This window comes from Burkholderia sp. Ac-20345, assembly GCF_017104825.1.
GTDB lineage: Bacteria > Pseudomonadota > Gammaproteobacteria > Burkholderiales > Burkholderiaceae > Burkholderia > Burkholderia lata_B.
Window position 1 is genome coordinate 42,341 of sequence record NZ_JAAGPO010000010.1, and the last position, 12,964, is coordinate 55,304.

At 60.5% G+C, this 12,964-nt stretch carries 9 protein-coding genes; all 9 read right to left on the reverse strand.

Features of this window, described 5'->3' with window-relative positions; genetic code table 11:
• Positions 1–531 precede the first annotated feature (531 nt).
• A complete protein-coding gene (locus G3O06_RS07010) occupies positions 532–2,235 on the reverse strand; it encodes a hypothetical protein (RefSeq protein ID WP_205815527.1) in 1,704 nt (567 codons plus the stop codon).
• 163 nt (positions 2,236–2,398) lie between these two features.
• Positions 2,399–2,809 carry a hypothetical protein gene (locus G3O06_RS07015; RefSeq protein WP_205815528.1) on the reverse strand — a complete coding sequence of 137 codons (411 nt, stop codon included), beginning with the start codon at positions 2,807–2,809 and terminating at the stop codon, positions 2,399–2,401.
• A 166-nt stretch (positions 2,810–2,975) separates the two neighbouring features.
• Positions 2,976–4,139 carry a VWA domain-containing protein gene (locus G3O06_RS07020; RefSeq protein ID WP_205815529.1) on the reverse strand — a complete coding sequence of 388 codons (1,164 nt, stop codon included), beginning with the start codon at positions 4,137–4,139 and terminating at the stop codon, positions 2,976–2,978.
• Position 4,140: 1 nt separating this feature from the next.
• Positions 4,141–6,426 (reverse strand): DUF5682 family protein, encoded by a 2,286-nt coding sequence (locus tag G3O06_RS07025; protein ID WP_241019565.1) that lies wholly within the window; start codon positions 6,424–6,426, stop codon positions 4,141–4,143.
• Positions 6,426–7,517 carry an AAA family ATPase gene (locus G3O06_RS07030; protein WP_205815530.1) on the reverse strand — a complete coding sequence of 364 codons (1,092 nt, stop codon included), beginning with the start codon at positions 7,515–7,517 and terminating at the stop codon, positions 6,426–6,428. Before G3O06_RS07030 ends, G3O06_RS07025 begins: the two co-directional genes overlap by 1 nt.
• Positions 7,514–9,097: a DUF5691 domain-containing protein gene (locus G3O06_RS07035; protein ID WP_205815531.1), complete on the reverse strand. Its 1,584-nt coding sequence runs from the start codon at positions 9,095–9,097 to the stop codon at positions 7,514–7,516. Before G3O06_RS07035 ends, G3O06_RS07030 begins: the two co-directional genes overlap by 4 nt.
• Positions 9,094–10,464, reverse strand: a complete 1,371-nt coding sequence (locus G3O06_RS07040; RefSeq protein ID WP_241019566.1) for an SWIM zinc finger family protein — start codon at positions 10,462–10,464, stop codon at positions 9,094–9,096. Before G3O06_RS07040 ends, G3O06_RS07035 begins: the two co-directional genes overlap by 4 nt.
• A 1,405-nt stretch (positions 10,465–11,869) precedes the next feature.
• A complete protein-coding gene (locus G3O06_RS07045; protein WP_205815532.1) occupies positions 11,870–12,544 on the reverse strand; it encodes a DUF799 domain-containing protein in 675 nt (224 codons plus the stop codon).
• A gap of 10 nt (positions 12,545–12,554) precedes the next feature.
• Positions 12,555–12,926, reverse strand: coding sequence for a DUF4810 domain-containing protein (locus G3O06_RS07050; RefSeq protein ID WP_085517647.1), 372 nt, complete (start codon positions 12,924–12,926; stop codon positions 12,555–12,557).
• Positions 12,927–12,964: the final 38 nt, after the last annotated feature.

The window sequence follows — 12,964 nt, forward strand, 5'->3', positions numbered from 1 at the left end:
TGGATCGATACCAAGAAACCGTTTTCAAGGAGAAGAGAAAGCCGGGCACCCAAAAATTCGACGGGCTTACTTACAGTAATACTTCTGCTGGTCCGGTCGAGTCTCAGCTTGCTCACTCACTCCATTCCTGGCAACCGGATAGAATCAATTTGCTCCATGAGACGGAGATGCAAGGGATGCCAATCGGCCCGCTGTCGCCCGAGGTGTAGCTGTTTTGCTCAGCCGCGATGTTGATCGTCGCACAACACACGTTAAGGTGTGACCCAAAGCCGTGTTCGGCGCAGGTTGCGAGGCTACTCGCCTCAACGATCGCCATCGCGCTCCTGCTAGAGGTAGAACGCCACAGGTTACTCCGTTGGGACCGCAATTGGCAGCCTGCAACCGTGGGGCATTCCCCTGCTGTCGCATTCGAGCGTTCAGCCACGACACACGCCTGAACCGAGTACCTACGATAGCCGACTGTGCAACAAGGATGCGATCGCTGGAATTTTTAGCATCGCAGCTGTTACTTCTGCGTGCCGCAACACTAATTCAGAGTTCTATACCGTGCTCGGGAGCATCACTTTCGTGTGACTTCTTTCGAGAGCGAGCATAGCTCCTCTCCTTCGCCTTGATGGTATCCAAGTAATGTTCGTGAATCTTCCCGCGCAACGCCAGAACTCGGGGTTCATCCGCGATGGCGATCACGTGCAGGTACTTCGGCAAGTGCCCTTGGCTACCGTCTCCAAGTAGACTCAACGCCTCATCGACTGAGCAAAAAGTTTCGCCCAGGTCGGATGCCGGCTGACACAATCCGAAACTGACAAAGCTGGCCCAATCCCAACCGAGAGAACGCACGTTCACCGGCAAATAGGTTGCGTCCATACTTTTGCCCCCTTTCATTACGCACTCAGCAAGTGCTTGCGCCGAACAAATGGTCGGTGCCGGCGAGTGCAACGGATACTGCGACTGGTGATAGAAAAGATAGAAACCAATCTGCGGGCGAGCCACCAATTTTGATAACTGCCCGGAGCCGCTTCCCACATCAGCCACCCCATGCTTTGTTTTTTTGGCCTGGAACAGCGCCACCTTGCGGCAAGTGAGCCCGCCAATATTGATGTCGATGATTAACCCCAGATCAGCGCCTAATCGCGTCTCCTCGTCTGTACTGGCAATTTCCAGTGTTCCCATATAGGACTGGGTATCCGGATAGCCAAACTGACGCACGCGCTCAGTAGCCCAGTCAGCGAGCCATCGGTCAATCTGCGCAGTCAGCTTTCCTGTGAACACGTCTTCATGCACTTCGGTTTCGGAAAGTGAGGCTGCCGCCCATTCCCCGCACTGGAACATCGACCAGTAGACGGCCCAAAGCGCATCCACCTTGAACACACGCGGGTTCGCCAGCAGCGCCGACAACATTTGCCACTGATCTGCCGTGTGCAGATGGCTTTTCACTGCCCGCAATGGTTTCTCGTGCAAGACGCCGCGCGTAAGCTGGATTGAGCGCCCGACAATCTCGGGATAAGCCCCAGACGCGGCCATGCCGCTATACTTGCTGTACGCCTTTTGACGAACGTTGGCGGCCTCCTGATACCAACGATCGTAGGCGGCCATTACCGGCTGCCTTTGGAAAACCAGTGTAGGCAAGAGTGCTGATGCCGCATGAAGATTACGTGCTTCAACCTCAGCAGCCATAGCGCAAAACCGCTCGACAAAGTCCGGTGCGATCCAGCCATCCCCGGTAGCAGCAACAATTGCTTCGCTGGCATCCTGACGAAACTGCGTAACGGTAGCATGCGCAATCTTGCTGGATGCCAAACCAGCCTGCAGTGATATCAAGCGTGCGCGCTCATTCGCAACATATTGATTGTGTGCGGCAATGTCCTCGGTACGTTGCTTGCACAGATCAGGCACATCGAATGCCCGAGCAGCGTCGGCATGCTTTGCCTTCGCGCGACGGAGATCGAGAAAACCTGTTAAGACCTGGACCGGGGCACCCAACACGCCGAATCGAGTCCCTCTCCCTACCTGCTCCAATTGTGCTTCCATCTCTGCAACTTGTGCACTGTCTGAACGCAGAGTCTTTTCCCTCTCACCCTCCTCACTCCTTGACTCAAGAGCTTCGATACGATGAATTTCTTGATTCAGTGAGTGCACCTTCGCCGACAGCGTTGATGCCACGGTGGCAGTCGTCTCATTGAGAAGCGTCGCTGTCATGGCAAGCCGCTTTTGAACGCCAGCATCACGTAACGTCATCTATTTTCCTATTGGATCGCGTGTCAATTCCATCGATACTCAAAATACGTCCGTCCCGAGATGCACTCGCAATCGATACAACCGCGGAATACCGGCGCGGCCACTGACTTTTCCCAAGAGTTGCAACAACTCTCCACCACCGCACGACTGCCTCACCCGATCCTCACGCAGTCGCTTCTTCCCTTATCGGAATCGGCGATTGCCCCTTATCCGCAACAAATCGCTGCAGCCGCTCCCAAGCTGCGAGGTAGCGATGCTTAGGGATCGCGGCCAGTTGCTCGTCATGTGCGATCAACACCCGCTCAACATCCGCTAGTTCATCTTCGCGAAGCGTCCACACTTCGCCACGCTCTGCAAGTGCAACACAGGCATCCAGCGCAGCCTCTGCACGCCGATACAACTCGAGATCGGAACCCGAAGCAGTCTCGCCTCGCAAGAAGAACGCGAGATAGACTACGCCCAGCAGGCAGACGACCTGGTCACAATTCCCGTTTCCCGAACGAACCACGGCCAGCGCCATATGGTTCGCCAGAGACAACGATCGCACCTTTTCGATCGACAACGGCAACAACATCTCTTTCGTTAATGCTCGCCGACCACCGTGCCGTGTTGTGCAGCGTTTCACGGAGTTCCCCTTCTCTTTACAATCTATATCGCATTGCAAGAGCGATCTATTCTGTCAGTCAGTCAAAATATCGAATCATATCCTCGCATGCACCACTGATCGCATCAGCGCTTTCTTACCGATCTACGCGATTGGTGACGAAACCCTGTTGAGCCGCCCAGAGCACAATGTCCTGCTTCTGGATCGCAGCAGCCATCAACTCCGGAAATCGATCGGGCGTGCAGGCAAAAGCCGGGATACCGAGCGCGGCGAAACGGGTCGCGTTCTGGTGATCGTAGCCAGGGGCACCATTGTCGGCCAGCGCAAGCAGGCAGATGACGTTGACGCCTGCGGTCTTGAGCGCCGCGGCGCGTTGCAGCATCTGTTGTTGATTGCCGCCTTCGTATAGATCGGTGATCAGCACGAGAATGGTGTGCTCGGGACGGTTAATCACCTGCTGGCAATAGCCCAATGCGCGGTTGATGTCGGTGCCGCCACCCAGCTGTACGCCGAACAGCAGGTCTACGGGATCGCTCGTTTCGTCGGTCAGATCGACGACATTGGTGTCGAACACGACCATGCGAGTACGCACGGCCCGCAAGGATGCCATCACAGCCGCGAACACCCCCGCGTAGACCACCGATGCAGCCATCGACCCACTTTGATCGACGCAGAGGACGACGTCGCGCAACGCCGAACGCTTTCGGGCATAGCCCACCAGTTTTTCCGCAATCACCGTGCGCCGGTCAGGCAGATAGCGCGACAGATTCGCGCGGATGGTGCGATGCCAGTCGATTTCATTCATGCGCGGCCGGTGGTTGCGTTCCGCGCGGTTGAGACTGCCGCGTATTGCCTGGCGCATCGGCTCGGCCAGCCGTCGCTCCAGTTCCTCGACCACGCGCCGCACGACCCTGCGCGCTGTGTCGCGGGTTTTGGCCGGCATCACGCGCGACAATGACATCAGGCTCGCGACGAGATGAACGTCCGGCTCCACCGACTCGAGCAGTTCCGGCTCCAGCAGCATCTTGCGCAAGTTCAGACGCTCAAGCGCATCCTGCTGCATGACCTGGACGACGGGCGTCGGAAAGAACTCTCGAATGTCGCCCAGCCAGCGGGCAACATTGGGACTGCTGGCACCGAGGCTGCCCTGACGCTCGCTGTCATACAGCGCGGCAAGGGCACTATCGGCACGGACCAGTTCGGTGGGGAGTGTGGCGCCGCAGCTGTCCTGGGCGTCACTACCCAGGATCAGGCGCCAGCGTTGCATGCGGTCGGTTTCGAGATCGGTGTTGATGCTCATGTCATTTCCCCAGGATCGCGGCAAGCACCGGCAGGACACGGGCGGCCCGCGCATGGTCGAGCTCGACGACGGCGGCTGCCGCCACGGCAGGTGCATCAAGTCGCCGGACCTTGCCGCCCATTTCACGCCGCTCGGCAGTCTGGAAATCGGCGAATGCGCGGCGCAACAGCGGCAAACGCTCGAGAAAGACGTCGTGAGCGAGACCGGCAAGCCATGTATCGATGACACGCCAGAGTGCGTCGTGTTGCAGCAGCAACAGCCCGCTTCCGCGCAACAGTCCGGTCAGCCAGCCGGTGGACGCCGCCGGCGATACGACGGCGGCAAGCGTCAGTCCGGCCTGGCGCGCGACTTCCTCGGCGTCGATACGGTGACGATCAAAAGCGAGACGCAGTGCGAATCCACGCACTGCCGGGGCAACGGCGTCGTCCGTGGTCAGTCTGACCAGACAATCGAGCCATTCGTCCCGTAATGCCGCAATGCCGAGGGTATCGAGCGAGTCCCGCACGCCGTCCATATGCACCAGCATTCCTGTGGCGGCGGCCTCGTCGATGCTGCTTGTCGCGGCAGGGAGACCGATGACGATACGTTCGACCAGTGCTTCGATGATCGGCTGCAGATCAGTGACGGTGGTCCCCCGCACGTCGCCGTATCGGACCACACGCACCAACGGCAACAGTGCCGTCATCAGATGCACGAGATCGGCCGCGACAGCCGCCTGCGCCTGCACGCAGGCCAGCAGGGTATCGATTGCGACGGGCAATCGCGCCAGCACGGCCTGGTCGAGCATCGCGGTCAATCGCGGCAGGTCGGCGCCCGAGCGAGCGATTTCGCACAGTCGATGCGTTGCCGCATCCTCGATCGTGTTGCCGTAGCGACTGGTGGCAATGAGCGCAACGACCATGTCCGGACGCCAGCGCAGTTCCCACGCCTCGCGAAACGTGCCGGTGCGGTTATTGTCTCGCAGCAGCGTGCCCCAACCCACGTCGAGCAAGTTGAGACGATGCAACAACACGCTGCGCTGTCGACCGCCCTCTTCGCGCAGATCGAGATCGATCTGCTTGATCTCAGTCGTGGGTTTGAGCCGTACGCGCTTTTGACATGCCTCCAGGTCGCGCTGCAACGGTGCGGCGGCGACGGACTCGGGCACCTTGCCCAATCGATCGCCGACTTCCAGCTTGTAGCGAATCAAGGCCAGCGGTTCAGCCTGTCCGTGACAGAGTACGGTCATCATCGCTTCGCGGTGCTCAGCGAGTCCCGGCAGCGGCAGACCCCGCATGGCGGCAAGTGCATCTGCCAGGCGCACCGTTTCGATCACGCTGGCAGACGGCACGTCGAGACCTTCAGCGCGCATCAGTCGCGCGCTCTCCGTTACCCAACGCAAGCCGGCCGAGTCCGGGCTCTGCCACAGGTGACGATACCAGCCTGGCGATTCAACGCCAGCACCGTAACCTCCGGTATAGGCCAGGCGGTCGTCACTCCACGGTACCCAGGTCGCTTCGGTCCGGGTTTTCAGCAAACCCTTGAGGAGCGCCGTGTCGTCCTTGATCTTGGCGGCCTGCGTCAATGCCGGTATGTGCCATGCACCGCACACGACAGCGACGTTTTGATAGCCGGCTTTTTGCGCTTCGCGTATCCGTGTGCGCATATGGGCTTCACGTCGCGCTTCGCCCACCGAGGGCGCCGGCGCATGTTCGCGCAACGCGGCCATGGCCTCCTCGATGGCCGCGAACAGCTCGCCTGCGTCGCGGCGCTGCTCGATTTCGATCTCCCACCACAATTCGTGATCGTCGTAGCCAGCGGCGCGAGACAATTCGCCGATCGGGTCCATCCGCCATGCCGGCGGCAATTCTTCTTCCAGCGTCTCCGACAATCCGCGTTTTCCGGTTTCCTCGGTATCCCCCGCTGCATCGATGGCACCGTCAGCGGCCTCTGGCATCGCTTCGGCCACCTCCCGTTCCCGGGCAATGGATTCGGCGAAACCATGCGTGGCCGGCAGGTCCATGAACCACAGCGGTACGTTGCGTGTCACTGCATGACAAATTGCCTGCCATTCTGGCGAAAACTCGGCAAATGGATAAAACACGCCCAGCCGTGGCGCTTCGGTCGGGTAGATCAACAGCGCCACGGGTGGCTGCATTGCAGCATCGCCCGCCAATGTAACGATGGCGTCCGCTTCCGGCGGCCCTTCGAGCAATACGATATCGGGCTGTTGCACAGTCAGCGTCGCCGCCAGTGCGCGTGCGCAACCAGGGCCATGATGGCGGATGCCGTAATAGCGAACCGCCATCAGACCACTTCCATACAAGCGCGGTACAGATCCTTCCAGTCGTCGCGCTCCTTTACGACCGTCTTCAGGTACTCCATCCAGACCAACTTGTCCTGTACCGGGTCCTTGACAATCGCCCCCGTCAGGCCAGCCGCCAGATCAGCGGCACGTAATACCCCGTCGCTGTAATAGCCGGCCACGGCCATCCCGTGGCCGAGCACCGAAATCGCTTCTGCGGTCGACAGCGTGCCGCTCGGAGACTTGATTTTCGTCTTGCCGTCTTCGGTCAGGCCGTTGCGCAATTCGCGGAACACGGCGACCACGCGACGCACTTCCTGCAGCGCAGGCTTCTCGGCCGGCAGCGCCAGCGCCCTGCCCAATTCAGCGACCCGGCGGCTGACGATCGCGACTTCCTCGTCGAACGTCTCCGGTGTCGGCAGGATCACGGTGTTGAAACGGCGCATCAAGGCGGACGACATTTCGTTGACGCCACGGTCCCGATTGTTCGCAGTTGCTATCACGTTGAAGCCGCGCTGGGCCTGCACTTCGATCCCGAGTTCCGGCACTGGCAGGGTTTTTTCCGACAGGAGCGTAATCAGCGTGTCCTGCACCTCGCTCGGCACGCGCGTCATCTCCTCCAGCCGCGCCAGCTTGCCGTCACGCATTGCGTTGAGCATCGGGCTGGGCACCAGCGCGCGCTCGGACGGACCTTCCGACAACAAGCGCGCATAGTTCCAGCCGTACCTCAATGCCGTTTCATCCGTGCCGGCCGTGCCCTGGATCAACAGCGTGGAATCACCGCTAATCGCCGCTGCCAAGTGTTCCGATACCCAACTCTTCGCCGTGCCCGGCACGCCGTAAAGCAACAGCGCGCGGTCGGTTGCAAGCGTGGCGACGGCGATCTCGATAAGACGGCCGCTACCGATGTATTTCGGCGTCACCTCGAAGCCATTGTCCAGCTTGCCACCCAGCAAGTATGTCTTCACTGCCCACGGCGACAACCGCCAGTTTGCTGGCCGTGTACGCTTGTCATCACGCGCCAGTTCAGCCAGCTCTTCGGTGTATTGCGTTTCAGCGTGCTGGCGCAGCACGGTATTGAGGTTATCGCTCACAGCGGCATCTCCTTGATTACGGTGTGTTTGGCTTGCATGAGCGTGACGATTTCACGCGCCTGCTCCAGCATTCGTGATTGGCCGGCGAATTCGCTGCCGAGCCAGCTGCCATACAGTTCGACGATCGGTGTCAGTAGCGCCAGATCGTCATCGGCCGCGCGCAATATCGCCAGTTCGACCAGAGCGGCTAGGTCGTAGCACAGCATCAGGTCTGTCGGCGTGCGGGTTTGTTTGGCATCCGAGAAGAATGTCCGAGACAAGGTGCGAATGACCTCGGTCGGCCACGGCGCATCCAGCCGGCGAGCGAATGCCGAAGCCAGTTCGACCTCGCCCAGCGCAAGCTGGCGGCACAGCTCGCTTTCGCAAACGACCGGAAGCGAAGCTTCCCACAGGGCAGGTATCAGCGCACCCAATCGAGCCATCGGTTCGTCGCTTCCCAATGCAAACCTCAGGAAGGCTGCCGACCACTCGTGATCGCTTGCTCGACACGCTGCGGTAGCGCAGCCGGCCAACAGCGCATCGGCCCACTCATTGCGGGCCATCAATGGAATCAACTCTTGCGCTTCTGTGCCTGCGGCTTCGGTCCAGCGCGCGGGTGGAATCAGCGACAGCACCTGCCGCAACCAGGACGCACGCTTCCCCTCCCCGTGATGCGTCACATCGACAATGCCGTCGCGCGCCCAATCTTTCGGAAGCTCGCTCGGGATGTCGACGAACAACGTCGGATCGTGGCGCTTGCCCAGGAAAGCGGCGACCTTCGCGATGGCGCCATTGGCGGGCGTCGCCGCTTGCCAGCGCACGCAGGCATCGGCTCGCGCCGACATCCGGCGCATGAAGGCCGAGGTCGGCAATCGGGCAAGCAGGTCGGCCGCCGCGATCCGTACCGTTTGTGCACGATCATCGAGCAGGCTTTCGAGGAGCGCCTCATCCTCCGCACCCAGATGGGCCGCCAACGCGTTGACGAACTGCTGGCGCCGATCCGCCTTCTCCTGCGGCAGGACGGCGACCAGCAGATCACGCGCCTTGGCGCCATCGATGCCGTGCAACGCCGCTAGCGCGTTGGCACGTTCAGTCGTGCCACCCTCGTCCCAGATACGCAGCAACGCCGCTTCATCCAGCTCCGGAGGCTGAAGCTTTCTCAGGCGCGCATCCCAGTCCGGATTCTGCAATGCGAGCCACCGACCGCGTTCACCGAGGACGTCATGCCATTGCGTCAACGCAGCGGCCTTGCCAAGCACGTGCGGCAACAGTGCCGGCGGCAAGCGATAGCCAGCGTACGCGATACGCGGAGCGAGCCATTCACCGAGCCCCGGTATCTCGTCCGAGATCGCGGCCGCGGCCAAGGGCACGAGGGCTGCCGGCATTTCCGGTACCGTTTCGTCCGGCGCGGCGCACGGCAGTTTCGTTGGATGCGGCAGCCGTCCGGCATCGCTGTACACAGCCAGGCTCCCGGCCTGCCATAACACGCGTTGTTCCCGGCTTCCGTCCGGCAACAACGCGTCGACCTCCGCGAGCGTGGGCGTGTCCTGCGGCGCGTTGGCCGTTCCGACGAGCGCGATGCGAACGAGTTCATGCATCATGCGACTCCTGTCAGGCTTTGATAGCGTCCGTCGGCATACAGGCCCAGTGGCCGCATCGCCCAGCCATCCCACTCCACCGCAACGGCCCGAGGGCGACCACCGGCAATCGCCAGCCAGGTCCAGTGGTTGCTGCCGTGAAGCGGCAACCCATGCCCTGTCGCATCGATCGCATGCCACATCCCGCCGGTGAGCACCGGCACGATTGCGTCCAGCACGGTTGCAAGGCGATCATGCCAGGGGTTGGCGGCCAGGGCGTTCGCTGCATCGTCGAGCAAGCCGAGCTGATCCCGGGTGCGCGAAAATGCAACGGGCGACGGCAACAACGCCGCTGTGCCTTTCAGCATGGCGCGCTGCGATCCGGCACCCGGCCAGAAGACCAATTCGCCATCGAACCCGGCGCCGGGCAACCAGGTCTCGGGAAACGGCTGATTGCCTGCGGCAAACCGCAGGAACAGCGCACGTCGACCGCTCATCTCGCCCAAAAGCCAAGTCCGCTGTACACGCACGCGCTCGTCTGCGTCGACGATCTGTCCGATCACGTGCCAACGATCGCGCAATGCTTCGCCATCGGCCAGCACGTCTTCTTCACGTTGACTGAAACCGATCAGTTGACGAAGATGCTGCTGCAGATCCGGCGGGAGAGAATCGAACCGCTCATGGGCACGGACCGCCAACGCGAGGCGCCCGAGCTCGGCCAGCAATCGTTCGGGCCATGCTTCATGACTTCCCGGCAAGTCCGCCAACGCGCGCACTCGCGCGGCCAAGCCGGTTGCCTGCGCGTCGACCAGTCGTGCCGCCATCTGCTCCCAGAACGCGGGGCCCTGCGCCGGCAAGCGCGCGAGTCCGTTGCGCACCAGATCCTCCAGCCAAACTTGCAAGCCGGCCATGCCGTCAATGACGCGCGCTTCGCGCTTCTCGGCACGTCTTCGCTGCGCGACTTCGTCCACCGGCGCTTCCGCCTTGGCGACCGCCCGCGCCTCCTTTTTGGCCGCATTGTCCGCCCGCTTGTTCAGCCATTCGCTGACCCATTCGGGCTCGTCGGCAACTTCAACGAAGTCCGGCTGGTTGGCGCTCAGAAGCAATAAGCCAAGCGCATGCTTGCACGGGAACTTGAAGCTGGGACACGAACATTTGCTCGCGAAGTCTCCGAGGTCTACACGGACCTGATAGGGATTCTTGCCACTCCCTTGGCACTCTCCCCACACCACGCGATCATTGCGTCCGAGCATCGGCCACTGCTTCGGCTGCGCCAGCTTCTTGCCATTCGCAGCCGAACTGCTATCTGGTGCCAACGCTAAAACCTGTTGTTCGGTGAGTTGTATATACACGTCTTTGTTGTCTAGTTCCAAAGAAACGGCCGAAAGCATCGTGCGGAGGCGTCGCTCGATTCAAGCAGCCAACGATACGAAAATTCCTTCTCCTCTGCTATTCGCATTCGATCTCGCCGCATTCGTTCAATTGCGGCACAAAACGTGACCCACCTATTTACCACTGTAATCATAGCGTCGACGCAAAGCTGGATCGCGCGTTATGCGCAACCGAAAGCAATTTGGACACCACGCCCCCCGACTTATCACGGTGCTTGGCGTCGATGACCAGACGTGTCCCAGGTGGCATTCCCAAGTCAGCTTGACGTTATAGCCTGAATATTCCGTACTCAGGCACCTGCCGCCCCGCGCCTTTGCAATCGCATCCATTTCTTCAATCGTTCGGCGCTTGTTGAGGTTAGCGCAGCGTCTGCACCACACGCCTGCGAGAACCTGGTGGCCCCATCCCTGCCATTCGTGCCCTCGCGAGCATCGGAAGCGGTACTTGCAATTGCTTCCACGATACTCCTCATCCAAACACTCCCCGCCGTTCGAAAGTGCCTTGGCATGTATGTCAGAGAGACGCTCCGACTTGAGACGCGCGTCTCCGTTGCGACGCGCAAAGCAAGCCCGACACCAGCCGCCTTTGACGATGCTGTATCCACGCGCGTGCCAACGATGGCCATTCGCGCACTCCCATAGGTAACTTTCCTTGATACCCAAATACGCGTCGGCAAGGCATCGACCGTCATGCATTGCGGCCGCTTCCCGAAGTCTGGCAAGCCCGTTACTGTCCGTGATTTGTTCTGCGCGATAAGCCAACGCACATGAGGGGCAACTATGGCCGTCGAGAATCTTGCGTGCCTCGGTCGTCCACTCGTGGCCTTCGTTGCATGTGAAGTGCTGTCGCACGTTTTGGCCGAGAAAGCGCCCCTCCCGGCACATAACGCGGCGCTCATCCAGCACCTCTAGAAATCGCTGCTCAACCCTGCTTCGCTCGCACTCGAGACACGACACCGTACCGCGCATCGCAACCGTGCCAATGCGGGTGAATTCATGGCCGGACACGCAGCGAAACAGGTAGGCAAATTGCGCACCGTTCCATTGCCCGGTGAGCAGCGTGAGCCCACGATTGGCGGCGATTTCGCCCAAAAACGAAAATGCCTCGCCAGAGTTCCTGCGCCTGTGTTTCGGTGGTGTGGACTTAGCCATCGTATCGCACAACCGTGTTTGCCATTTTCAAACTTTCTCGCAAGAAATCGTTGACCACTCCACGGCGTCGATGCCAAACCCTTGCAAATCGACGCGCCAGACAGTGCCACGATTACGAGCCAAGCGGGCCGCAGATCCGCTAGAAACTATCTGGAGGAGCGAACACCATGCATCCGTCTGTCGTGTGGCCGCTCGTTTCCATTGTGCGGCATATTAGCGGGCGCTCCGTGCGCCCACATCGCGCAAAGCGCGGTCAATCCGTTCCGTACTTCGACGATCTCGGACCATACAGCAGCCCTTTCGGCGGCCCAGCCGAAAGCATGCGGTTGCTCGTCAACGCCGCAACATCGTGGCCTTCGTCCGTCAGCGAATGCGCAACCTGCTTGACGGCGGCCTGCACGAGCACGCCGACAATCCCGAATGCGCCCACATTAACGTTATTGCCGAGTTCCTTGCCGGTCGCCCGACCTTCACCCTGCCAAAGTACATCGCCGGTTTTCAGATCGACGAGCTTTGCCGACGCGCCAACCACGGTCGTACTGTCGATGATCTGATAAACGGAGCCGTACTGCGTCACCTTGGAGTACAGGGCAGCATCCGCACCGAAGATTTCGCGCAATTTCGCAGGCGACGTGCCCTGAATCTCGGCGGCATTCGTGAGGCCGTTCTGCTTGAAGGTCTCGTCCATCACGGCAACCGGCACGACGTAGTATCCGGACTCGGCGAGCGGCAACGTCATCTGCGACAGCATTCCGTAAGTCGCCGTGACATCGTTGGTCTCGTTCACTGGTGGAAGCACGAGAATCGACCGCGGCTTGCTGTTCTTGAAGGCCGTGTAATCGGGGCGTTTCGCAGGCTGCGCGCACGCGCTCAGCAGCGCGACGATCGACAGCACGGACAGCAGCTTGAATGAAAGTGTTTTCAACATGTCAGGTTCATCACTGTTTGGCGGTTTTCTGTTGGGCAGCTTTCTTCTTCATCAGGAAATCCATATAGGCTGTCGATTCCGGAAACAGCTGCTTCTCGGCCTGGAACTCCTGTTCTGCCTGCTGTTCCTGGCCGATACCCGCGTACAGCATCCCGAGGTGTGCATGGAAGCCCGGCGGAGGCGTATTGCCCTTCGCACGAATCTCCTGCAGTGCCTTCTCCAGTGCGTCGATCTGCTCCTGCGGCGACGTCTTCCCCTTGAAGTATTCGTATACCTGCGGCTGATAGCCATTCCACTGATAGAGCGGCGGCGTGGTCGGCGCCGCGCAGCCGGCGAGCAGCAAGACTGCCGCAATCGCCGACAGCCCAATACCCCGTTTCATAGTTCTTCCTTGTTCTGATGTGTGAATCGGTGAAATTC